The organism is Streptococcus infantis, from assembly GCF_047460405.1.
Taxonomy (GTDB): Bacteria; Bacillota; Bacilli; order Lactobacillales; family Streptococcaceae; genus Streptococcus; species Streptococcus infantis_Q.
The window spans coordinates 1-22855 of the sequence record NZ_JASHGH010000001.1 but is presented as its reverse complement, the minus strand read 5'-3'; the positions used below and the strand labels follow the sequence as shown (position 1 = coordinate 22855).

The window sequence follows — 22855 nt, the reverse complement described above, 5'->3', positions numbered from 1 at the left end:
GTGTATGAAAATTGTTATAGCACCTGACTCTTTTAAGGAGAGTCTCCCTGCAAGTGAAGTAGCTAAAGCTATTAAACGAGGCCTTAAAAAGGTTCTACCTGAATCGAAATGTTTGCTCTTACCTGTTGGCGATGGAGGAGAAGGAACAGTAGATGCCATTAAAAATTCACTTGGTCTTATAGAAAACACTGCTTTGGTGACAGGCCCCTTTGGAGAAGAGGTGCAAATGCCTTATGTTTATAAAGAAACTCTCGCTTTATTTGAAGTTGCGGATTTGATAGGCCTTGCTAAAATTCCTATTGAAAAAAGAAATCCCCTGAAGATTCAAACAAAGGGAATTGGTCAACTAATCCTGCATTTAATAGAGCAAGGGATGAAAGAAATCTATATCGGAGTCGGTGGTACATCCACTAACGATGGTGGTATTGGAATTGCCTCAGGACTCGGATATCAGTTTTATGATGAAAATGGAATGGAACTTGAGGCTTGTGGCCAGTCCTTGTTTGAAATTACTGATATCTCAAAGGAGAAAGTTATATCTATTCCTTCTGATGTACGAATTAAAATATTAGCAGATGTGACCAATCCTCTCTGTGGCCTACAAGGAGCTACATATACATTTGGGAAGCAAAAAGGCTTAAATCCAGCTCAATTTCATGAAGTTGATTCTGCTATTGAAAGTTTCTATCGTAAAGTTGCCTCTGAAATCTTAAAGCTGGAAGGAGCTGGAGCAGGCGGCTGTATTGCAGCTGGCTTATGTGCTTTTGCTGGAGCAACAATTGTTTCTGGTATTCACACTTGTTTAGATCTAATCGGTTTTGATCAGAAAGTTGCGGATGCAGATCTTGTCATCGTTGGTGAAGGTAGATTAGACACTCAAAGCTTAGCTGGCAAGGCTCCAATCGGTGTAGCAAAAAGAACACCAAATGGTGTTCCAGTTATTGCTATTTGTGGGAGTCTATCAGAGGATTTACCACCCTTACCATTTGAAAATCTCGTTGCAGCCTTTTCTATACTAGAAAAAAGTGAACCTCTGGAAGACAGTCTAAAAAATGCAGCTATCTATTTAGAAAATACAGCTACAAACATTGGTCAGATCTTAGCTTTGAAGAAGCATTAACCAAACCATTTTTTCCAAAGAGAAGTAGGAGCTTTGGTCTCTTTTTCTTGCCACAAGTCTGAAAAGGCCTTTTTAAGGTCTTTTTCATTTATTTGAACAGGAGCATCACTATGAATAATCAAGCCAAAAGGGGATGAATTGTGATCTTCTGAAACGATAGTCGCTTGGCAGTCAGCATCTTTGGCTTGTTTTAAATAATAGACCTGTTTTTCAAATACTACCCGAGGAGAAATTTTGACAAAAAGAGGTTCAGTTTCTTTTTTTAGACTCACTAAAATAGATACATAACCCTTTTGAAATTTATCATCATTAGCTGTTTCAAGGTCTGCATAGCCAAGGACCCTTTCCTCGAAAGTTCCGAGAAAACGTCTCTGTTCATCTGGATTTAGTTTAAGCCCGCCATGAGCCTTTTCTAGGATTTGTTTTGATACATCAGTCATAAAAATAGTATATCATAAAATAAAGGAGAAAACAGATAAAAGAAAGCGATTACTTTATAAACTTAAGGAAAATTTGCACAAAGATAACGTTTTTCCTTGAAAAAGGAGTCTTTTTAAGGTATCATAGAGGTGTAAAAAATTTAACTCAATAAGGAGAGTAAAAAATGTCAATTATTACTGATGTTTACGCTCGCGAAGTCCTAGACTCACGCGGTAACCCAACACTTGAAGTAGAAGTTTACACTGAATCAGGTGCTTTCGGACGTGGTATGGTTCCATCAGGAGCTTCTACTGGTGAACACGAAGCAGTTGAACTTCGTGATGGTGACAAATCTCGTTACGGTGGTCTTGGTACACAAAAAGCTGTTGACAACGTAAACAACATCATCGCTGAAGCAATCATCGGCTACGATGTACGTGACCAACAAGCTATCGACCGTGCTATGATCGCACTTGACGGTACTCCTAACAAAGGTAAATTGGGTGCAAACGCAATCCTTGGTGTGTCTATCGCTGTAGCTCGTGCTGCTGCTGACTACCTTGAAATCCCACTTTACAGCTACCTTGGTGGATTCAACACTAAAGTTCTTCCAACTCCAATGATGAACATCATCAACGGTGGTTCTCACTCAGATGCTCCAATCGCTTTCCAAGAATTCATGATCGTACCTGCTGGTGCACCAACATTCAAAGAAGCTCTTCGTTGGGGTGCTGAAATCTTCCACGCTCTTAAGAAAATCCTTAAATCTCGTGGTCTTGAAACAGCTGTAGGTGACGAAGGTGGATTTGCTCCTCGTTTCGAAGGAACTGAAGACGGTGTTGAAACTATCCTTGCTGCTATCGAAGCTGCTGGTTATGTTCCAGGTAAAGACGTATTTATCGGATTTGACTGTGCATCATCAGAATTCTACGATAAAGAACGTAAAGTTTACGACTACACTAAATTCGAAGGTGAAGGAGCTGCTGTTCGTACTTCTGCAGAACAAATCGACTACCTTGAAGAGTTGGTAAACAAATACCCAATCATCACTATCGAAGATGGTATGGACGAAAACGACTGGGATGGATGGAAAGCTCTTACTGAACGTCTTGGTGGTAAAGTTCAATTGGTTGGTGACGACTTCTTCGTAACAAACACTGCTTACCTTGAAAGAGGTATCGCTGAAGGCGCTGCTAACTCAATCCTTATCAAAGTTAACCAAATCGGTACTCTTACTGAAACATTCGATGCTATCGAAATGGCTAAAGAAGCTGGTTACACTGCTGTTGTATCACACCGTTCAGGTGAAACTGAAGATTCAACAATCGCTGACATCGCAGTTGCAACAAACGCAGGACAAATCAAGACTGGTTCACTTTCACGTACAGACCGTATCGCTAAATACAACCAATTACTTCGTATCGAAGACCAACTTGGTGAAGTAGCTGAATACCGTGGATTGAAATCATTCTACAACCTTAAAAAATAAAATAGTTCAGTGAACTATTTTATCCCGAACCTTGAAACTCAAAAGTTCGGCTCTTGATTAAACAAGATTTAAGCCCCTCGGATTTTATCCGAAGGGCTTTTTTTCTGTTCGAGGGGCAAAATTTTTGTAGAAACAAACTGTATTTTTGCCATTCTAAGTGGGAAATAAAGATTTTTAAGCATATTTTTGGTATAATAATACCCAGGAAAAACTAGAGAAAAGAAGGAGGTAGAGATGGAAAAGTATTTATCGGTTACAACTTTGACCAAGTATTTAAAAATGAAATTCGATAAAGACCCCTACTTGGAACGGGTCTATTTAACTGGTCAAGTCTCTAACTTCCGTAAGCGTCCAACCCATCAGTATTTTTCTCTTAAAGATGACCGAGCGGTTATTCAGGCGACCATTTGGTCGGGTGTCTATCAACGTTTGGGATTTGACTTGGAAGAAGGGATGAAGATCAATGTAGTTGGTCGTGTTCAAGTCTATGAGCCAAGCGGAAGCTATTCGATTATTATTGAAAAAGCTGAACCAGATGGTGTTGGTGCCTTGGCTATCCAATTTGAACAGCTTAAGAAGAAACTGGCAGAAGAAGGTTTGTTTCAAGAGCGATTTAAACAATCTTTACCACAATTTTCAAAAAAAATAGGTGTGGTGACCAGCCGTAGTGGAGCTGTTATACAGGATATCATTACAACTGTAAGCAGACGCTTCCCTGGTGTGGAAATTGTCTTATATCCTACCAAGGTTCAAGGAGAGGGTGCTGCAGAGGAAATTGCTCGTAATATAACTCGAGCTAATGAACGCGATGACTTAGATGTTCTGATTATCGGCCGTGGGGGAGGTTCCATTGAAGATCTTTGGGCCTTTAACGAAGAAATTGTAGTTCGAGCAATTTTTGAATCTCGTTTACCGATTATTTCGAGTGTGGGTCATGAAACAGATGTCACCTTGGCTGATTTTGTTGCTGACAAGAGAGCGGCAACGCCGACAGCTGCTGCTGAACTCGCTACACCAGTAACTAAGTTAGATCTTTTGACCTATCTTCAGAATCAAGAAAAACGCATGACTACAGCAGTTAAGTATAGTTTGTCAAAGAAACAAGAAGCTTTGAGAATCCTCAGTCAATCGGTCATCTTCAGACAACCAGAGCGTTTATATGACGGCTATCTACAACGCTTGGATCAGTTACAGCTGCGACTGAAGCAAGGATTGAATGCTGAATTGGTTCGAAATCAACAAAAGGTTCAAGAACAAATCCACCGTTTGGAACAATTATCACCAATCATCAAAATCCAGCGTTATCAGGATCGTATTTTCCAACTTCAAAAACTAATGCGAAGCCAGATGGCTGTAACCTATGATGCAAAAGTAGCAGAAGTAAAACGCCTATCAGAAGCTCTCCTTATGCTAGATACTAGTCGAATTGTAGCCAGAGGTTATGCAATTGTTAAAAAAGGAGAAGTTGTAGTGGCTTCTGCGAAAGATCTGAAAGAAAATGACCAAGTATCACTGTTGATGCGAGACGGTCAAGTAGAATTAGAGGTAAGAGATGTCAAAACAAAAGAAATTTGAGGAAAATCTAGCAGAACTTGAAACGATTGTTCAAAGCTTAGAAAATGGTGAAATTGCTTTGGAAGATGCTATTTCTGCATTTCAAAAAGGAATGCTCTTATCCAAAGAATTGCAGGCAACACTTGATAAGGCTGAAAAGACCTTGGTCAAGGTTATGCAAGAAGATGGAACAGAAAGTGAACTGGTATGAACAAGCAGGAAAAACTAGCTTTGGTCGAGTCAGCTCTTGAATACTTTTATGGCGACCAACAATTTGCATCCAGTTTAAGAGAAGCTGTTCTTTATTCCATACATGCAGGTGGTAAACGGATTCGTCCTTATTTGCTTTTAGAAGTTTTGGACTCCTTGCAAGTGCCTATCACTCAGGAACATGCTCAAGTTGCAGCGGCACTAGAAATGATTCATACAGGAAGTTTGATCCATGATGATCTTCCTGCTATGGATAATGATGATTTTCGTCGGGGACGTTTGACCAACCATAAGGTGTATGGTGAAGCTCTAGCTATTTTAGCAGGGGATGCGCTTTTTTTGGATCCCTATGCTTTAATTGCTCAAGCTGGTTTACCGAGCCAAACTAAGGTAGATTTAATAGCAAATCTATCACTTGCTTCTGGTAGTATGGGAATGGTAGCTGGTCAAGTATTGGATATGGAAGGTGAAGGAAAACACTTGAATTTAGAGGAACTTCAGACTATCCATGCTAATAAGACCGGTAAACTTTTAGCCTTTCCTTTTCAAGCAGCTGGAATCATTGCTGAATTAGATAAAAATCTTCAAAATCAACTTAAAACTGTTGGAGAACTGATTGGTCTTGCTTTTCAAGTGAGAGATGATGTCCTTGATGTTACCGCAAGTTTTGAGGAAATCGGCAAGACACCCCAGAAGGATTTGCAAGCCGAAAAGTCAACTTATCCTGCATTGTTGGGATTAGATCAGGCGATAGCATTTTGCAATCAAACCTTGGATCAAGCTAATGCGAAACTTGAAGAGATTAGCCAAGTTGTGAGCTTTGATAAGGAACCAATTGTGAAAATAGTAGAAAGTTTGAGAATCAATGGCTAAGGAAAGAGTAGATGTATTAGCTTACAAACAAGGTTTATTTGAAACGAGAGAACAAGCCAAACGTGGTGTTATGGCTGGTTTGGTAGTCGCTGTTTTAAATGGCGAACGATTTGATAAACCAGGAGAAAAAATTCCTGACGATACAGAGTTGAAACTCAAGGGCGAGAAACTTAAGTATGTCAGTCGTGGTGGCTTGAAACTTGAGAAGGCGCTAGATATTTTTGATCTATCAGTTGAGGGACAAACGACCATTGATATCGGAGCTTCAACTGGAGGTTTTACGGATGTCATGTTGCAAAATGGTGCTAAACAAGTTTTTGCAGTTGATGTTGGTACTAACCAACTGGCATGGAAATTACGTCAAGACCCTCGTGTGGTTAGTATGGAGCAGTTTAATTTCCGTTATGCTGAAAAGACCGACTTTGAACAGGAACCAAGTTTTGCCAGTATCGATGTCAGTTTTATTTCCCTAGGCCTCATTTTACCAGCTTTGCACCGAGTTTTAGCTGATCAAGGGCAGGTTGTAGCTTTAGTTAAGCCTCAATTTGAGGCTGGTCGAGAACAGATCGGTAAAAATGGAATTATCAGAGATGCCAAAGTTCACCAAAATGTTTTAGAATCAGTTACTAAAATGGCAGTTGATGAAGGATTTTCAGTCTTAGGATTGGACTATTCTCCTATTCAAGGTGGTCATGGGAATATCGAGTTTTTGGCCTATTTGCGAAAAGAAGATCACGCAATCAATCAGGTTACTTCTGAAATAGAAAAAGTTGTAGAGAGAGCACATAGAGAGTTTAAAGATGAATAAAAAAGAGAGACTTGAGAAGATTAGAAGATTTGTTACAGATTATCAAATCGGTACCCAGGAAGAAATCGTTGAACACTTGAGAGAAGCAGGTATCTCTGCTACTCAAGCAACAGTCTCCCGAGATATTAAAGAATTGGGTATTGTAAAAATTCCATTGAAAGACAATACTTACATTTATGAATTACCAAAATCAATCGTTAGAAGCTTGCAGTTGGCAGAAAATAATATTATTCATGCTGAGCGCATGGGGCATATGATCAATTTGCAAGTTATTCCAGGGAATACTATTTTCGTCAAGAGTCAGTTGATGACTGTTTTTTCTGACCAAATTTTTAGCTGTATTGCTGATGATAATTCCATCTTGATGGTATTGAGAAGTGAAGAAACAGCCAAAGATATTTTTGAGCAAGTTAAAAATTGGTAGGATTATATGTTACTGGAAATTTCGATTAAAAATTTTGCTATCATCGAATCAATTTCTTTGAACTTTGAACAAGGGATGACAGTTTTAACTGGTGAAACAGGTGCGGGTAAATCAATCATCATCGACGCTATGAATATGATGTTAGGAGCTCGAGCTACAACAGAAGTTATTCGTCATGGGGCTCCCAAAGCGGAAATTGAAGGTCTTTTTTCAATTGAAAGTAATCGCGCGCTAGAAGAAATTTTTGATGAACAAGGATTAGAATTGAGTGATGAAATCATTATTCGTCGCGAAATTTTACAAAACGGCCGAAGCATCAGTCGTGTCAATGGACAGATGGTTAATCTTTCAGTATTGAGGGCGATTGGTCAACAGCTAGTTGATATCCATGGTCAACATGACCAAGAGGAGTTAATGCGCCCACATCGACATATCCAGATGTTGGATGAGTTTGGGGATGCTTCTTTCTTTGAATTAAAAGAAGCCTATCAGATGAGCTTTGATAACTATCGCCGTATGCGTAAGCAAGTGCTTGACATCAAAAAAAATCAGCAGGAACACAAGGCTCGAATTGAAATGTTGGAATTTCAGATGGCTGAGATTGAAGCAGCTAATTTGAAAGCTGGTGAAGATATTGCCCTTAATCAAGAAAGAGACAAACTTCTTAACCATAAACATATCGCCGATACTTTAACAAATGCTTATAGTATGCTTGATAATGAAGAATTTTCAAGCCTTGCAAATGTTCGTTCGGCCATGAATGATATGGAAAGTCTTGAAGAGTTCGATTCAGAGTATCGTGAGATTTCAAGTTCCCTTTCTGAATCCTATTATGTTCTAGAAGATATCACCAAGCGCTTGGAATCCATTATTGATGATTTAGATTTTGATGGTAATCGTTTGATGCAGGTTGAAAGCAGACTAGATTTAATTCACACCATTACCCGTAAGTATGGTGGTAGTGTAGATGATGTCCTTGAATACTTTGCCAAGATTACAGACGAATACAATCTTCTAACAGGAAATAATTTATCTTCTGAAGATATGGAAATCGAACTCAAGAAGCTTGAAAAAAATCTTGTGGGTTTAGCAGGTCAAGTTGCTCAAGCTCGCCATAAAATAGCGAAGGATTTAGAAGCTGAAATCAAGCAAGAATTGCAAGACCTATACATGGAGAAAGCACAATTTCAAGTTCGTTTTAGTCAAGGCAAATTCAGTCGTGAAGGTAATGAGAGTGTTGAATTTTACATTTCAACCAACCCTGGAGAAGATTTTAAACCATTGGTAAAAGTAGCTTCTGGTGGAGAGTTGTCTCGTTTGATGTTAGCTATCAAGTCAGCCTTTTCTCGTAAGGAAGGCAAGACCAGTATCGTCTTTGATGAGGTGGATACGGGAGTCTCAGGGCGTGTAGCTCAAGCCATTGCACAAAAGATCCATAAAATTGGACAGCACGGTCAAGTATTAGCTATTTCTCACCTTCCTCAAGTTATTGCGATTGCAGATTATCAGTTCTTCATCGAAAAGATTAGCAATGAACATTCAACCGTTTCAACAGTTCGCTTGTTAACAGTTGAAGAAAGGATTGAAGAAGTCGCTAAGATGTTGGCTGGGGAGAATGTGACAGAAGCAGCATTGACTCAAGCGAGAGAATTATTACAAAGTAAGGAGAAATAAATGACAGACTATTATGTAATTGGTGATGTCCACGGAAAAGCTGGAATGTTAGAAGACTTACTTAAAACATGGGATGGTAAGACTCAATTACTCTTTCTTGGAGATTTGATTGATAGAGGAGAAGATAGTCGCCGAGTTCTAGAAATGGTCAAAGACTTGGTCGACAATCAGGGAGCTATCTGCTTATCAGGAAATCATGAGTATATGTTTTTAACTTGGTTGGATAATCCTGAAGAAAGTTATGACCACTATCGTCGAAATGGTGGGGATACAACTATTAATTCTATTTTGGGACGCCCACTGGATGCACCAGTAGATGGAGTAGCAGATGCAAAGCGTGTTGAAACTGAAGCAGCAGACTTGGTCGAATTCATTCGTCAAATGCCATTTGTAGTAGAGACAGACAAGTATATCTTTGTTCACGCAGGTATTGATTTGACTTTGGATGACTGGCATGAAACCACAGATTATAAAAAAGTGTGGCTCAGAAAACCATTCCACGAAGCTGCCAATCATACCGGGAAAACCATTGTCTTTGGTCACACACCAGTTTATGGTTTGTTAAAGCAAGAGCGTGGTACAGCTGAGCTTTGGACTACAGAAGATGGCAAGGTTGGGATGGACGGAGGAGCTGTCTATGGTGGTGTCCTTCACGGGATTGTCTTTACAGACCAAGGAATGACAGAACACCACTTTATCGAAAATGACGGCTTTGTCGCTGAAGATTAGTACTCCTAGCAGGGTATGGTCTTGTCAAAATATCAAAAACAATTTATAATAAATAGATACCCTGAAAGGAAGAGAATCATGAACTTAGAAGAATTGAAAAAACGACAGGAGAAGATTCGTAACTTCTCTATTATCGCCCATATTGACCACGGAAAGTCGACTCTAGCAGACCGCATTTTGGAAAAGACAGAGACCGTTTCAAGCCGTGAAATGCAGGCCCAACTTTTGGATAGCATGGATTTAGAACGGGAACGTGGGATTACCATTAAACTCAACGCTATCGAGCTGAATTACACTGCAAAAGATGGGGAAACTTATATTTTCCACTTGATTGACACACCAGGGCACGTTGACTTTACCTATGAAGTTTCACGTTCACTAGCTGCCTGTGAGGGAGCGATTTTAGTGGTTGATGCTGCCCAAGGAATTGAGGCTCAAACCCTTGCCAATGTTTATCTGGCCTTGGACAATGATTTGGAAATCATGCCAGTCATTAACAAAATTGACCTGCCAGCTGCAGATCCTGAGCGAGTGCGTACAGAGATTGAAGATGTGATTGGTTTGGACGCCAGTGAAGCAGTCTTAGCATCTGCCAAGGCTGGTATCGGTATTGAAGAAATCCTCGAGCAAATCGTAGAAAAAGTGCCAGCACCAACGGGTGATGTGACGGCGCCACTTAAGGCTTTGATTTTCGACTCTGTTTACGATGCTTACCGTGGAGTTATCCTCCAAGTTCGTGTCATGGATGGAGTAGTCAAACCTGGTGATAAAATTCAGCTCATGAGCAATGGTAAAACCTTCGATGTAACTGAAGTCGGAATTTTCACACCTAAAGCTGTAGGACGTGATTTCCTTGCGACGGGTGACGTTGGTTATATCGCGGCTTCTATCAAGACTGTTCAGGACACACGTGTCGGTGATACAGTAACCTTGGCGACAAATCCAGCGACTGAACCACTTTCAGGATACAAACAGATGAATCCGATGGTTTTCGCAGGTCTCTATCCAATCGAGTCTAATAAATACAATGACCTTCGTGAAGCTCTTGAAAAATTGCAACTGAATGATGCCAGCTTGCAGTTTGAACCAGAAACATCCCAGGCTCTTGGATTTGGTTTCCGTTGTGGTTTCCTTGGACTTCTTCATATGGATGTTATTCAGGAACGTTTGGAACGTGAGTTTAACATCGACCTTATTATGACTGCGCCATCTGTTATCTACAAGGTTAATCAGACTGATGGTGAGTCTATGGATGTGTCAAACCCGTCTGAATTCCCAGACCCAACCAAAATTGCTACCATTGAAGAACCTTATGTTAAAGCTCAAATCATGGTACCGCAGGAGTTTGTCGGAGCAGTAATGGAATTGGCTCAACGCAAACGTGGGGATTTTGTAACTATGGACTATATTGATGATAACCGAGTCAATGTTATCTATCAAATTCCACTTGCTGAAATCGTCTTTGACTTCTTTGATAAGCTCAAATCTTCAACACGTGGTTATGCAAGTTTTGACTACGAGTTGTCAGAGTATCGTCCATCTAAGCTGGTGAAAATGGATATCCTTCTTAATGGTGATAAGGTGGATGCTCTTAGCTTTATTGTTCACAAAGACTTTGCTTATGAACGTGGGAAACTCATTGTTGATAAGCTCAAGAAAATCATCCCTCGTCAACAATTTGAAGTGCCGATTCAAGCAGCTATTGGGCACAAGATTGTGGCTCGTACTGATATCAAGGCTCTTCGTAAGAACGTACTTGCTAAGTGTTACGGTGGTGACGTTTCTCGTAAACGCAAACTCCTTGAAAAACAAAAAGCTGGTAAGAAACGCATGAAAGCTATCGGATCAGTAGAAGTTCCACAAGAAGCCTTCCTCAGCGTCTTGAGTATGGATGAAGAATAGTTGAGATCTCAAGAAAAAATAAGATAAATATAAAATAATGATTTTTTAAGAGGCTGGGAAAAAAGTCAATTTTCTCCGAAAATGAAAAAATATAACGCATAGTATCAAGGTTTTCAACACCTGATATTATGCGTTTTTCTGATTTTAAAGATTTTTTGCTCAGCCTCTTTTCTTAATGTTTGACAAACGCGCCAACCTCAAGTATAGCAGATTGAACTTGGAATAGCACACTACAGATTCTAAAACATTTTTAGAAATTGATTTGACTTTCCTAATCTCTTTGTTCATATCTTATTTCAATCAACTATATAAGTTTGGGAATAGACATTTCTGGTCGGAAGGTTATTACGTGAGTACAGTAGGGCTTAATGAAGCCACAATTAAGAAATATATTCAAGATTAAAGAAATTATCCAGTGGATGATTTCTTCACGAGTATAAAAATTTGAGAACGAGTAGAGCAAGATATAGCACTAGATAAATTAAGTGTGAAAGAATATAAGGATCCCTTTAGGGATAGTGGTAAGTAATACTCACGCCTCTTTAAGAGGTAAGTGACGAGTAAAGAGTAATGAGGCTTGAGCAATGTGAAAGCCAACGTTTTTAGGCGCTGGCTTTTAATTTGGGCTTATAGACCTAGTACAAACCACCCGTTTAACGGATGGTCATGATTTTTTGATTTTTTTCAACTTTTATTATACAATAAAACCAAATAAAAAGAAAGCGGTAACAATATGCTTAATGTGAAAATTTTTTATATATTTTTATTTTTAATCGTTGTCGAAACTACAGGCTTGTTGTTGTTGAAAAACGGTCTTGAAAGAGGTTATTTAGATACAGGAGCTATCATCCTTGCAGTTTTTTCATTTGCTTTCTACAACCTATGTTCATTCGGTTGGGTCTACTTTACAATAAAAAACCATAAAAAATAAATAGACGTATTTTTAGTCAGAACCTCTCAAAAAACGCATTTTCTTGCACCTGCTCCGTAAATGTGTTATACGGATTCTGCGAAAAAGTGATAGTTTTCTAAGCCATGAGAAATGGAAAAGCCCCAGCAGTGCAAGTGCTGAGGCTTTATTTGCGTGGTTGCGAATCACGTCTGGCCCAGTGGCACTTAATCATCGTCTATCTTATCTAGCCAAACGGAGGAAACTAAAATAGTTGGATCTGATGATTATGGATATGTGAAAATTCCTAAATCATGGGTTCATTTCAAAGAAATTGAAGGTGGAGATGACATTCAGTACTGTGATGGGACGGATGTCAACATTGTAACTCTCAATACTTTTAAACCAGAACAGTTTGCTATTAGTGAAAGCGAATACGCAGCGCTTGAAACTGTTCAAATTTCAACTAGCATTTATGAATCTAAACAGAAAAGTCAAGACTTCTCCAAGGTATGGGGGTCAAAATCAACTATCGGTGGCTATGAGGCCTACGTAGTAAACTGTATTGCTAAGAATGGTAAATATTTAATTATCTGGTTTTTTAAATCCGATGATGGTAAGTTTAGATATGTTTCTCTTGAAGGTCTTCCAGAGGTATTAAAAAATATCCTTCCTATGGTGGAAGAAAGTTAGACCAATAAAAAGAGTTAAAATCGTTAAAACAGGAGTCATTCCTGTTTTTTGTTTTACTTATTAAGAAATTTATAAAAAATATGTTTGAAATTAGCAAATGTTTAAAACGTAAACAATAAAAATCAAACAAAATACAACAAAAAAACATTGACAACGGTTTCATATAATGTTATACTTGTACCATAAAAGTTAAATATGAAGGGAGAAGGTCATGGGATTAGATCATTTCTTTGACAAAGACTTAGTCTTTTGTTTAGAAGCAGATAATCAAGAGCAACTTTTCGATCAAGTTGCAACCATATTGGAAGAAAAGAAAGTTGTTACAGAGACCTATCGATCGGCCTTGATTGAACGTGAAAAATCGTTCCCAACTGGTTTGGATATGGAGTTTTTAGGGAAGGATTTGCCTAACGTAGCTATCCCTCATACTGATACCATTCATAATCTAACTGAAAATGTTGTCGTGGTTCGTCTGGAAAAACCAGTAACATTCCACAATATGATTGCTCCTGATAAGGAAGTAGAAGTTTCATTGTTGTTCTTTATCATCAACAATTCAAGCTCAAGTCAAACAAATATTCTTGCACAGTTGATGGACTTCTTTACAGGCAATGGTCATCTTGAAGCGCTGTCTAAGATTAAGGAACCTGAAGCCTTGTTCCAATATATCTCAGAAGCGACTGCTTAATTTGTTAATAATTTTTATATAAAAACGGAGGAAATCCAAATGATTAAAATTCTTGCTGCTTGTGGTGCAGGTGTTAACTCAAGCCACCAAATTAAAAGTGCTCTTGAAGAAGAACTTTCTAACCGTGGGTACGATGTTCAATGTGATGCCGTTATGGTAAAAGATGTCAATGAAGACTTGATTAAAGGTTATGATATCTTCACACCAATCGCTGCTACTGATTTAGGTTTTGAACCAGGTATTCCAGTTGTTGAAGCAGGACCAATCTTGTTCCGTATTCCAGCTATGAGCGCTCCAGTCTATGATAATATTGAAGCAGCTATCAAAGAACATGGTCTAAGCTAATTATTAATTTGTAAATATTCCATAAAAATAAAGGGAGGAAAATTATGGATATCATTATCGAACTAGCCAATAAGCTGTTCAAACCTATCTTGGAAATGGGTGGACCGATCATCATGCTGATCATTTTGACACTATTGGCTCTACTTTTTGGAGTGAAATTCTCCAAAGCGCTTGAAGGTGGTATCAAACTTGCCATCGCTCTTACTGGTATCGGTGCTATCATCGGTATGTTAAATGGTGCTTTCTCAGCATCACTTGCAAAATTCGTTGAAAATACTGGTATTCAATTGAACATCACCGACGTTGGTTGGGCACCACTTGCTACAATCACTTGGGGTTCAGCTTGGACACTTTACTTCTTGCTTGTGATGTTGATCGTCAACATTGTCATGCTTGCAATGAAGAAAACTGATACACTTGACGTCGATATCTTTGATATCTGGCACTTGTCTATCACAGGTCTTTTGATTAAATGGTACGCTGACAACAATGGAGTTAGCCAAGGAGTTTCACTCTTCATCGCGACTGCAGCAGTTGTCCTTGTTGGGGTTCTTAAAATTATCAACTCTGACTTGATGAAACCAACATTTGATGACCTTCTTAACGCACCAAGTTCATCACCAATGACTTCAACTCACATGAACTACATGATGAACCCAGTTATCATGGTTTTGGATAAGATTTTTGATAAACTCTTCCCAGGTCTTGATAAATACGACTTTGACGCTGCTAAATTGAACAAGAGAATCGGTTTCTGGGGATCTAAATTCTTCATCGGTTTCATCCTTGGTATCGTTATCGGTTTGATGGGTACTCCACATCCGGTTGCAGGTGTTGAAGGGGCTGAAAAATGGGAATATGTAATTAAAGGTTGGTTGTCACTTGGTTTGACTGCCGGTGTCTGCTTGGAGCTCTTCTCATTGATCGGTTCATGGTTTATCGCAGCCGTAGAACCACTTTCACAAGGTATTACAAACGTTGCTACTAAACGTCTTCAAGGACGTAAATTCAACATTGGTCTTGACTGGCCATTTATCGCTGGTCGTGCTGAAATCTGGGCTTGTGCCAACGTACTTGCACCAATCATGTTGGTTGAAGCTGTGCTTCTTTCAAATGTCGGAAATGGTATCTTGCCACTAGCTGGTATCATCGCAATGGGTGTAACTCCAGCTCTCTTGGTAGTTACTCGTGGTAAATTGCTCCGTATGATTATCTTCGGAACACTCTTGTTGCCACTCTTCCTTCTTTCAGGTACACTTATCGCACCATTCGCAACAGAACTTGCTAAAGGTGTAGGTGCCTTCCCAGAAGGTGTAAGCCAAACTCAATTGATTACTCACTCAACTCTTGAAGGACCAATCGAAAAACTATTTGGTTGGGCAATTGGTAATGCTACAACTGGTGATATCAAAGCTATCCTTGGCGCATTAGTATTCCTAGTATTCTACGTTGGTATCTTTGCATGGTACAGAAAACAAATGATCAAACGTAATGAAGAATACGCAGCAAACGCAAAATAATTCGCTCCTAAAAATGTAAATTGTAAAAACTAGGTTGTCAGTTTCCAAGTATGGAGTCGGCAATCTAGTTTTTTTAGGGAAAAAATTAATGGAGGTAACCCTAGTGATTGAATTACAATCAGAACAGTTAAATGTACAATTTCAGACCTTTGGAGGTGCTCTTACCTCAATAAAAGACAAGGATGGAATTGAGTACTTGTGGCAAGGAGATCCAACTTACTGGAGCGGTCAAGCACCTGTTCTATTTCCAATTTGTGGATCTGTTAGAAATGATACTGTCCTATATGATCAAGAAGATGGTAGTCAAGTAAAAGGTAAAATCCCACGTCATGGTCTTGTACGGAAAAAAGATTTTGAATTAGTGGATCAAACGGATAACTCGGTTACTTTTGCTATTGAAGATGACCAAGAAATGTATGAAAATTATCCTTATCATTTTCGCTTAGAAATAACTTATACAGTTACTGGAAAGACAATCCATACTCAGTATCAAGTTACTAATAAGGAAACAGATAAAAAAATGCCATACTTTATTGGTGGACATCCTGGTTTTAACTGTCCTTTATTTGATGATGAAGCCTATGAAGATTACTATCTTGAATTTGAAAAATCTGAAACTTGCACGGTTCCAAAACCATTCCCAGAAACAGGGATGTTGGATTTTCAAGATAGAAGTGACTGGCTAAAAGCTCAAAAGGAATTGGATCTAAACTATGATTTCTTTAGCTATGATGCTGTGACTTTAGATGAATTAACCTCTCGCTCTGTTTCCTTACGGTCACGTAAGCATGATAAGGGATTAAAACTGGACTTTGAAGAGTTTCCAAACCTCATCGTTTGGTCAACGCTTAATAAAGGTCCTTTCCTTGCTCTGGAACCTTGGTCAGGTTTGTCAACTTCACTCGAAGAGGGCGATCATCTAGAAGATAAGAAAAATGTTCGAATCTTAAATCCAGCTCAAAGTGATCAAATTGGTTTTGATATAGAAATTTTCTAAAAAATAAACAAAAACAAACATAAACTGTTGACTTTTTAAAACAATAGTAGTATATTATGTTTAGAAAGAACAATTTGTGTTTGTTTTGACAAGTTATTCTTCCAATTTCTCCAAGGAGAAGTTACTAAGAGTGAATAGATGATTCATTCTTAATCTAAAATAGTCAACAAAACTACTAGTAACTATTTGGTGATGGTCATTTTCTTTCCAGAACCAAAAAATTTTTACTGGTCTATTATAAAAAAGGAGTATACAATATGTCTATTGTTATTGGTGCAGATGCTGCAGGTTTGAGATTGAAAGAAGTCGTTAAAGATTTCTTGGAAAAAGAAAACTTCCACGTTGTGGATGTTACAGCTGAAGGTCAAGACTTCGTTGATGTAACTCTTGCAGTTGCTGAAGAAGTTAAAAAAGAAGAACAAAACCTTGGTATTGTCATTGATGCTTATGGTGCAGGTCCATTTATGGTTGCAACTAAAATCAAAGGAATGGTTGCTGCAGAAGTATCTGACGAACGTTCAGCTTATATGACTCGTGGTCACAACAACTCACGTATGATTACTATGGGTGCTCAACTTGTTGGTGACGAATTGGCTAAGAACATTGCTAAAGGCTTTGTAAATGGTAAGTATGATGGCGGTCGTCACCAAATCCGTGTCGACATGTTGAATAAAATGTGCTAATTTTTATATTGAAAGAAAGGTAAGATAAAAATGAGAATTGCAATTGGATGTGACCACATCGTAACAAATGAAAAAATGGCGGTTTCAGAATTTTTGAAATCAAAAGGACATGAAGTCATCGACTTTGGTACTTATGACCACGCTCGCACACACTACCCAATCTTTGGTAAAAAAGTTGGTGAAGCAGTAGTTAGTGGCCAAGCTGATCTTGGTGTATGTATCTGTGGTACTGGTGTAGGTATCAATAACGCTGTTAACAAGGTTCCAGGTGTTCGTTCTGCTTTGGTTCGTGATATGACAACAGCTCTTTATGCAAAAGAACAATTGAATGCCAACGTTATCGGATTTGGTGGAAAAATCACTGGTGAGTTGCTCATGTGTGATATCATTGATGCTTTCATCAATGCTGAATACAAACCATCTGAAGAAAACAAAAAATTGATCGCTAAAATTCAACACGTTGAAACTCATAACGATCATCAAACAGATGCCAACTTCTTTACAGAATTCCTTGAAAAATGGGATCGCGGTGAATACCACGACTAAGAGGTGACTTATGATTTTAACAGTCACAATGAACCCATCCATTGATATTTCCTATCCTTTGGATGAATTAAAAATTGACACTGTCAACCGTGTTGTTGATGTTACTAAAACGGCTGGTGGTAAAGGTCTTAACGTTACTCGGGTCCTATCAGAATTTGGTGACTCCGTAGTCGCAACAGGACTTGTCGGTGGTAAACTTGGTGATTTTTTAGTAGAAAACATTGATGATAAAGTAAGCAAACGTTTCTTCTCTATCCAAGGGGAAACTCGTAACTGTATCGCAATTCTACATGGAGAAAACCAAACAGAAATCCTAGAAAAAGGTCCTGAAGTTCAAGAAAAAGAAGGTCAAGATTTCTTGGCTCATTTCAAAGAACTTTTAGAGACTGTAGAGGTAGTAGCCATTTCAGGTAGTCTACCAGCAGGACTTCCTGTTGACTATTATGCTAATCTAGTTGAACTTGCTAACCAAGCTGGTAAACCTGTTGTCTTGGACTGTTCAGGAGCTGCACTTCAGGCGGTTCTTGAATCTCCACATAAACCAACGGTTATCAAACCAAATAATGAAGAATTGTCTCAACTTTTGGGAAGAGAAATTTCTAAAGATTTGGATGAATTAAAAGAGGTTCTTCAAGAGCCCCTATTTGATGGAATTGAGTGGATTATCGTTTCCTTAGGTGCTAATGGTACCTTTGCAAAACACGGGGATACTTTCTATAAAGTAGATATTCCAAAAATTCAAGTTGTAAATCCAGTTGGTTCTGGCGATTCTACTGTTGCAGGTATTGCTTCAGGATTGTTCCATAAAGAATCTGATCAAGAATTACTGACTAAGGCGAATGTCCTTGGTATGCTAAATGCTCAAGAAAAAATAACCGGTCATGTCAATATGGCTAACTATCAAGGCCTATATGACCAACTAGTAGTGAAAGAGGTATAAAATGGTTTTAACAGAAAATAAACGTGCATGTTTGGAAAAACTCTCTGATGAGAATGGTATCATCTCAGCTCTTGCTTTTGACCAACGTGGTGCGTTGAAACGCCTTATGGCTCAATACCAAACTGAAGAGCCTACAGTAGCTCAAATGGAAGAACTTAAAGTCTTGGTAGCGGATGAATTGACTAAATACGCTTCATCAATGCTTCTTGACCCTGAGTATGGACTTCCTGCTACAAAAGCACTTGCTCCAAATGCAGGTCTTCTTCTTGCTTATGAAAAAACAGGCTACGACACAACAAGCACAAAACGTTTGCCAGACTGCTTGGATGTTTGGTCTGCAAAACGTATCAAAGAACAAGGTGCAGATGCAGTTAAGTTCTTACTTTACTATGACGTAGATAGCTCTGATGAACTCAACCAACAAAAACAAGCCTACATCGAACGTATCGGTTCTGAGTGTGTGGCTGAAGATATTCCATTCTTCCTTGAAATCTTGGCTTACGATGAAAAGATTGCTGACGCAGGTTCTGCAGAATACGCTAAAGTAAAACCACACAAAGTTATTGGTGCGATGAAAGTCTTCTCAGACCCACGTTTCAACATTGATGTCTTGAAAGTAGAAGTTCCAGTTAACGTTAAATACGTTGAAGGTTTTGGCGATGGCGAAATCGTTCATACACGCGAAGAAGCAGCTGCTTTCTTCAAAGCTCAAGACGAAGCTACTAACCTTCCTTACATCTACTTGAGTGCAGGTGTATCAGCTAAACTCTTCCAAGAAACTCTTGTCTTTGCCCACGAATCAGGTGCAAACTTCAATGGTGTTCTTTGTGGACGTGCAACATGGGCTGGCTCCGTTGAAGCTTACATTAAAGATGGTGAAGTAGCAGCTCGTGAATGGCTTCGTACAACTGGATTTGAAAACATTGATGAACTCAATAAAGTACTTCAAACAACAGCTACTTCATGGACTGAACGTGTCTAAATTTCCCCCCTTTTATGTCCTAAAACCTAGCTAAAAAACTTTTAAAAAAAGTTGTATGTAAAGGTTTACAAAATAAAAATCTTGTGCTATACTTAAATCACAAGTTAATACAAAGTGAGTGTTACTAAGTAATATTAGGCATGATCACAGATGACTCAGAGGTAAATTTTCTGAGTTCGTTTGTGGTCATTTTTTATGCTCACAAAACTTAAATAATAGGGCAAGGAGGTTGCCATGTATCGGATATTAAATCCAATGAATAACAATGTTTCTCTCGTGCGGAATAGCAAGGGAGAGGAGTTGATCGTAATTGGTAAGGGGATTTCGTTCGGTAAGAAGAAGGGAAATTTGATTTCTGAGGATCAGGTTGAAAAAGTTTTCCGAATGAAAACAGAAGAGTCGCGAGAAAACTTTATGGCTCTTCTCAAGGATGTACCGCTTGATTTTATTACGGTTACTTATGAGATTATTGATAATCTTTCTAAAAAATATCAATATCCTGTCCAAGAGTATCTATACGTCACTCTGACAGACCATATCTATTGTTCTTATCAGGCTATTAGTCAAGGACGCTATAAGGATAGTAACTTGCCTGATATTTCTGCCAAGTATCCTATCGCTTTTCAAATTGCACAAGAAGCCTTTGAAATCTATCGTCAAAAACTGACGGAAAATTTTCCTGAAGACGAGATCATTCGTATCGCTTATCACTTCATCAATGCAGAAGGTGAAAATGAAGTCGAAGTTGTTGAGTCGATTGATAAGAGAAAGGAAATTTTAAAGAGTGTTGAAAGCGTTTTGAAGAGTTATAAAATCCAGCGAACACCTGAAAATAATAATTTCTACGATCGCTTTATGATTCATCTAAATTATTTCTTGGATTATCTGGATCGTAGTCGCGATGATAATCAATCCTTGCTCGATATGGAAGAACATATAAAGAATACCTATCCAGAAGCATTCGAGATTGGTAGTAAAATTTATGAGGTCATTGCACAGGAAACTGGTCTTGACCTCTACAAGAGTGAACGAGTTTATCTTGTTCTACACATCCAACGTTTATTGTCATAACGATTTACTAAAAAATATATAAGGAGAAATCTATCATGAATAGAGAAGAAGTAACATTGTTAGGTTTTGAGATTGTTGCCTATGCTGGCGATGCTCGTTCAAAACTATTGGAAGCTTTGAAGGCTGCTGAAGCTGGTGATTTTGCGAAAGCAGATAGCTTAGTCGAGGAAGCTGGTGCTTGCATTGCTGAAGCTCACCACGCGCAAACAAGTCTATTGACTAAGGAAGCAGCTGGCGAGGATTTAGCATATAGTGTAACCATGATGCATGGCCAAGATCACCTGATGACAACAATCTTGCTAAAAGATTTGATGCATCATTTAATTGAACTTTATAAAAGAGGAGCTAAATAATGAATAAGTTAATTGCCTATATCGAGAAAGGGAAGCCTTTCTTTGAAAAACTATCTCGAAATATCTATCTTCGTGCTATTCGGGATGGATTTATCGCAGGAATGCCAGTCATTCTATTCTCAAGTATTTTTATCTTGATTGCTTTTGTTCCAAACTCTTGGGGCTTTAAATGGTCTGATGAAGTAGTAGCACTTTTGATGAAACCTTACAGCTACTCTATGGGAATTCTAGCAGTCTTGCTAGCTGGTACGACTGCTAAATCATTAACAGACTCTGTTAACCGTAGCATGGAAAAAACCAACCAAATCAACTATATGTCAACGCTATTGGCGGCTATTGTTGGATTATTGATGTTGGCAGCTGATCCAATTGAAGGTGGCTTTGCAACTGGTTTCCTTGGTACAAAAGGGTTGCTTTCAGCCTTCCTGGCAGCTTTTGTAACTGTAGCTATCTATAAGGTTTGTGTGAAGAACAACGTTACTATTCGCATGCCTGACGAAGTTCCACCGAATATCTCACAAGTCTTTAAAGACGTTATTCCGTTTACGCTTTCAGTTGTTTCTCTTTATGCTCTTGACTTGCTCGCTCGTCAATTTGTTGGTGCAAGCGTTGCAGAATCAATTGGTAAATTCTTTGCCCCATTATTCTCAGCAGCAGACGGTTATCTTGGTATTACCATTATCTTTGGTGCTTTTGCCTTCTTCTGGTTTGTCGGTATTCACGGCCCATCTATCGTTGAACCTGCCATTGCAGCGATCACTTATGCAAATGCCGAAGTCAACTTGAACCTTCTTCAACAAGGTATGCACGCTGATAAGATCCTTACATCTGGTACACAAATGTTTATCGTCACTATGGGTGGTACAGGAGCAACTCTTGTAGTTCCATTCATGTTTATGTGGTTGTGTAAGTCTAAGCGTAACCGTGCCATCGGACGCGCTTCAGTAGTTCCTACATTCTTCGGTGTAAACGAACCAATCCTGTTTGGTGCACCACTTGTTTTGAACCCAATCTTCTTTATTCCATTTATCTTTGCTCCAATTGCAAACGTTTGGATTTTCAAATTCTTTATCGAAACTCTCGGCATGAACTCATTTACTGCCAACCTTCCATGGGTTACTCCTGGACCTTTGGGGATTGTCCTTGGTACAAACTTCCAGTTCTTGTCATTTGCTCTTGCAGCATTGTTAATCGTAGTAGATATTGTTATCTACTATCCATTCCTCAAGGTTTATGACGAACAAATTCTTGAAGAAGAACGTTCAGGCAAAGCTAATGATGAATTAAAAGAAAAAGTTGCAGCAAACTTCAACACTGCTAAAGCTGATGCTATCCTTGAAAAAGCTGGAGTAGAATCAGCACAAAATACAATCACTGAAGAAACCAACGTACTCGTTCTCTGTGCAGGTGGAGGAACAAGTGGTCTTCTTGCCAACGCCTTGAACAAAGCAGCAGCAGAATACAATGTTCCTGTTAAGGCAGCCGCTGGTGGCTATGGAGCTCACCGTGAGATGTTGCCAGAATTTGACCTTGTTATCCTTGCTCCTCAAGTAGCATCAAACTATGAGGACATGAAGGCTGAAACAGATAAACTTGGAATCAAATTGGCTAAGACTGAAGGAGCTCAATACATCAAGTTGACTCGTGATGGTAAAGGTGCTCTAGCCTTTGTTCAAGCGCAATTCGATTGATGATAGGGACTGTAAAACAGTCTCCTATCATCACGGAAATCGCTATGGCGAATTTCCTAATCGCCTTGTTAATTCGTCGGTAAAAAGATATCGTTTTTACCTCCTCATGTCACAATTCGAATTACCTTAGGGACTGTAAAACAGTCTCCTATCATCACGGAAATCGCTATGGCGAATTTCCTAATCGCCTTGTTAATTCGTCGGTAAAAAGATATCGTTTTTACCTCCTCATGTCACAATTCGAATTACCTTAG

22 protein-coding genes and 2 pseudogenes are annotated in these 22855 nt (G+C 38.9%); 23 read left to right on the top strand and 1 reads right to left on the bottom strand.

Annotated features, from left to right (window positions below; all coding sequences use genetic code 11):
• Window positions 1–4: 4 nt before the first annotated feature.
• Window positions 5–1120, top strand: coding sequence for a glycerate kinase (locus QM928_RS00120; RefSeq protein ID WP_414294182.1), 1116 nt, complete (start codon window positions 5–7; stop codon window positions 1118–1120).
• Here the strand turns inward: QM928_RS00120 and QM928_RS00115 are convergent.
• A complete protein-coding gene (locus tag QM928_RS00115) occupies window positions 1117–1560 on the bottom strand; it encodes a DUF1694 domain-containing protein (RefSeq protein WP_075231594.1) in 444 nt (147 codons plus the stop codon). The two genes, QM928_RS00120 and QM928_RS00115, sit on opposite strands and share 4 nt — an antisense overlap.
• Window positions 1561–1724: 164 nt before the next feature.
• Here QM928_RS00115 and eno point away from each other — a divergent pair, with 164 nt between their 5' ends.
• The 22 genes and pseudogenes from eno to QM928_RS00005 all read left to right on the top strand — a co-directional run bounded on the left by eno (window position 1725) and on the right by QM928_RS00005 (window position 22601).
• Window positions 1725–3029 (top strand): surface-displayed alpha-enolase, encoded by a 1305-nt coding sequence (eno, locus tag QM928_RS00110; RefSeq protein ID WP_000022825.1) that lies wholly within the window; start codon window positions 1725–1727, stop codon window positions 3027–3029.
• Window positions 3030–3263: 234 nt separating this feature from the next.
• Window positions 3264–4604 (top strand): exodeoxyribonuclease VII large subunit, encoded by a 1341-nt coding sequence (gene xseA / locus QM928_RS00105; protein WP_414294181.1) that lies wholly within the window; start codon window positions 3264–3266, stop codon window positions 4602–4604.
• Complete coding sequence (locus QM928_RS00100) at window positions 4582–4794, top strand: exodeoxyribonuclease VII small subunit (protein WP_000043228.1); 213 nt, start codon at window positions 4582–4584, stop codon at window positions 4792–4794. The genes xseA and QM928_RS00100 overlap by 23 nt, the downstream gene beginning before the upstream one ends.
• Window positions 4791–5666 (top strand): polyprenyl synthetase family protein, encoded by an 876-nt coding sequence (locus tag QM928_RS00095; RefSeq protein ID WP_414284922.1) that lies wholly within the window; start codon window positions 4791–4793, stop codon window positions 5664–5666. The genes QM928_RS00100 and QM928_RS00095 overlap by 4 nt, the downstream gene beginning before the upstream one ends.
• On the top strand, window positions 5659–6474 hold the full coding sequence (locus tag QM928_RS00090; protein WP_414294180.1) for a TlyA family RNA methyltransferase: 816 nt from the start codon (window positions 5659–5661) through the stop codon (window positions 6472–6474). Before QM928_RS00095 ends, QM928_RS00090 begins: the two co-directional genes overlap by 8 nt.
• Window positions 6467–6898, top strand: a complete 432-nt coding sequence (locus QM928_RS00085) for an arginine repressor (protein ID WP_049526273.1) — start codon at window positions 6467–6469, stop codon at window positions 6896–6898. Before QM928_RS00090 ends, QM928_RS00085 begins: the two co-directional genes overlap by 8 nt.
• A 6-nt stretch (window positions 6899–6904) precedes the next feature.
• Window positions 6905–8572 carry a DNA repair protein RecN gene (gene recN / locus QM928_RS00080; protein WP_153225387.1) on the top strand — a complete coding sequence of 556 codons (1668 nt, stop codon included), beginning with the start codon at window positions 6905–6907 and terminating at the stop codon, window positions 8570–8572.
• Complete coding sequence (locus QM928_RS00075; RefSeq protein WP_414294179.1) at window positions 8573–9301, top strand: metallophosphoesterase family protein; 729 nt, start codon at window positions 8573–8575, stop codon at window positions 9299–9301.
• Between the two features lie 78 nt (window positions 9302–9379).
• Window positions 9380–11203, top strand: coding sequence for a translation elongation factor 4 (lepA, locus tag QM928_RS00070; protein WP_414284929.1), 1824 nt, complete (start codon window positions 9380–9382; stop codon window positions 11201–11203).
• A gap of 298 nt (window positions 11204–11501) precedes the next feature.
• Window positions 11502–11732: pseudogene (locus tag QM928_RS00065) on the top strand (transposase); the annotation flags it as partial.
• A gap of 615 nt (window positions 11733–12347) precedes the next feature.
• Window positions 12348–12785, top strand: a pseudogene (locus QM928_RS00060) (hypothetical protein); the annotation flags it as partial.
• 211 nt (window positions 12786–12996) lie between these two features.
• On the top strand, window positions 12997–13473 hold the full coding sequence (locus tag QM928_RS00055) for a PTS sugar transporter subunit IIA (RefSeq protein WP_371607835.1): 477 nt from the start codon (window positions 12997–12999) through the stop codon (window positions 13471–13473).
• A gap of 39 nt (window positions 13474–13512) precedes the next feature.
• Window positions 13513–13818, top strand: coding sequence for a PTS sugar transporter subunit IIB (locus QM928_RS00050; protein ID WP_000590576.1), 306 nt, complete (start codon window positions 13513–13515; stop codon window positions 13816–13818).
• 44 nt (window positions 13819–13862) lie between these two features.
• A complete protein-coding gene (locus QM928_RS00045; RefSeq protein ID WP_004253567.1) occupies window positions 13863–15338 on the top strand; it encodes a PTS galactitol transporter subunit IIC in 1476 nt (491 codons plus the stop codon).
• An 88-nt stretch (window positions 15339–15426) separates the two neighbouring features.
• A complete protein-coding gene (locus QM928_RS00040; protein WP_075230882.1) occupies window positions 15427–16335 on the top strand; it encodes an aldose 1-epimerase family protein in 909 nt (302 codons plus the stop codon).
• Between the two features lie 257 nt (window positions 16336–16592).
• Window positions 16593–17018 carry a galactose-6-phosphate isomerase subunit LacA gene (gene lacA, locus QM928_RS00035; RefSeq protein ID WP_000029280.1) on the top strand — a complete coding sequence of 142 codons (426 nt, stop codon included), beginning with the start codon at window positions 16593–16595 and terminating at the stop codon, window positions 17016–17018.
• 30 nt (window positions 17019–17048) lie between these two features.
• On the top strand, window positions 17049–17564 hold the full coding sequence (lacB, locus tag QM928_RS00030) for a galactose-6-phosphate isomerase subunit LacB (protein WP_049526277.1): 516 nt from the start codon (window positions 17049–17051) through the stop codon (window positions 17562–17564).
• 10 nt (window positions 17565–17574) lie between these two features.
• Entirely contained in the window at window positions 17575–18504 is a 930-nt protein-coding gene (locus tag QM928_RS00025; RefSeq protein ID WP_414294178.1) for a tagatose-6-phosphate kinase, read from the top strand.
• Window position 18505: 1 nt separating this feature from the next.
• Complete coding sequence (gene lacD, locus QM928_RS00020) at window positions 18506–19486, top strand: tagatose-bisphosphate aldolase (RefSeq protein ID WP_414294177.1); 981 nt, start codon at window positions 18506–18508, stop codon at window positions 19484–19486.
• Window positions 19487–19720: 234 nt separating this feature from the next.
• Window positions 19721–20557: a PRD domain-containing protein gene (locus QM928_RS00015; protein ID WP_414294176.1), complete on the top strand. Its 837-nt coding sequence runs from the start codon at window positions 19721–19723 to the stop codon at window positions 20555–20557.
• Window positions 20558–20592: 35 nt separating this feature from the next.
• The gene (locus QM928_RS00010) at window positions 20593–20910 is read left to right on the top strand and encodes a PTS lactose/cellobiose transporter subunit IIA (RefSeq protein ID WP_049548115.1); all 318 of its coding nucleotides are present in this window, start codon (window positions 20593–20595) and stop codon (window positions 20908–20910) included.
• Window positions 20910–22601 (top strand): lactose-specific PTS transporter subunit EIIC, encoded by a 1692-nt coding sequence (locus QM928_RS00005; RefSeq protein ID WP_414273615.1) that lies wholly within the window; start codon window positions 20910–20912, stop codon window positions 22599–22601. Before QM928_RS00010 ends, QM928_RS00005 begins: the two co-directional genes overlap by 1 nt.
• Window positions 22602–22855: the final 254 nt, after the last annotated feature.

Excerpts from the sequence above, each read along its gene's own strand:
- QM928_RS00120 (WP_414294182.1), top strand. The coding sequence starts at position 5 with ATGAAAATTGTTATAGCACCTGACTCTTTTAAGGAGAGTCTCCCTGCA.
- QM928_RS00115 (WP_075231594.1), bottom strand. The coding sequence starts at position 1,560 with ATGACTGATGTATCAAAACAAATCCTAGAAAAGGCTCATGGCGGGCTT.
- eno (WP_000022825.1), top strand. The coding sequence starts at position 1,725 with ATGTCAATTATTACTGATGTTTACGCTCGCGAAGTCCTAGACTCACGC.
- xseA (WP_414294181.1), top strand. The coding sequence starts at position 3,264 with ATGGAAAAGTATTTATCGGTTACAACTTTGACCAAGTATTTAAAAATG.
- QM928_RS00100 (WP_000043228.1), top strand. The coding sequence starts at position 4,582 with ATGTCAAAACAAAAGAAATTTGAGGAAAATCTAGCAGAACTTGAAACG.
- QM928_RS00095 (WP_414284922.1), top strand. The coding sequence starts at position 4,791 with ATGAACAAGCAGGAAAAACTAGCTTTGGTCGAGTCAGCTCTTGAATAC.
- QM928_RS00090 (WP_414294180.1), top strand. The coding sequence starts at position 5,659 with ATGGCTAAGGAAAGAGTAGATGTATTAGCTTACAAACAAGGTTTATTT.
- QM928_RS00085 (WP_049526273.1), top strand. The coding sequence starts at position 6,467 with ATGAATAAAAAAGAGAGACTTGAGAAGATTAGAAGATTTGTTACAGAT.
- recN (WP_153225387.1), top strand. The coding sequence starts at position 6,905 with ATGTTACTGGAAATTTCGATTAAAAATTTTGCTATCATCGAATCAATT.
- QM928_RS00075 (WP_414294179.1), top strand. The coding sequence starts at position 8,573 with ATGACAGACTATTATGTAATTGGTGATGTCCACGGAAAAGCTGGAATG.
- lepA (WP_414284929.1), top strand. The coding sequence starts at position 9,380 with ATGAACTTAGAAGAATTGAAAAAACGACAGGAGAAGATTCGTAACTTC.
- QM928_RS00055 (WP_371607835.1), top strand. The coding sequence starts at position 12,997 with ATGGGATTAGATCATTTCTTTGACAAAGACTTAGTCTTTTGTTTAGAA.
- QM928_RS00050 (WP_000590576.1), top strand. The coding sequence starts at position 13,513 with ATGATTAAAATTCTTGCTGCTTGTGGTGCAGGTGTTAACTCAAGCCAC.
- QM928_RS00045 (WP_004253567.1), top strand. The coding sequence starts at position 13,863 with ATGGATATCATTATCGAACTAGCCAATAAGCTGTTCAAACCTATCTTG.
- QM928_RS00040 (WP_075230882.1), top strand. The coding sequence starts at position 15,427 with ATGGAGGTAACCCTAGTGATTGAATTACAATCAGAACAGTTAAATGTA.
- lacA (WP_000029280.1), top strand. The coding sequence starts at position 16,593 with ATGTCTATTGTTATTGGTGCAGATGCTGCAGGTTTGAGATTGAAAGAA.
- lacB (WP_049526277.1), top strand. The coding sequence starts at position 17,049 with ATGAGAATTGCAATTGGATGTGACCACATCGTAACAAATGAAAAAATG.
- QM928_RS00025 (WP_414294178.1), top strand. The coding sequence starts at position 17,575 with ATGATTTTAACAGTCACAATGAACCCATCCATTGATATTTCCTATCCT.
- lacD (WP_414294177.1), top strand. The coding sequence starts at position 18,506 with ATGGTTTTAACAGAAAATAAACGTGCATGTTTGGAAAAACTCTCTGAT.
- QM928_RS00015 (WP_414294176.1), top strand. The coding sequence starts at position 19,721 with ATGTATCGGATATTAAATCCAATGAATAACAATGTTTCTCTCGTGCGG.
- QM928_RS00010 (WP_049548115.1), top strand. The coding sequence starts at position 20,593 with ATGAATAGAGAAGAAGTAACATTGTTAGGTTTTGAGATTGTTGCCTAT.
- QM928_RS00005 (WP_414273615.1), top strand. The coding sequence starts at position 20,910 with ATGAATAAGTTAATTGCCTATATCGAGAAAGGGAAGCCTTTCTTTGAA.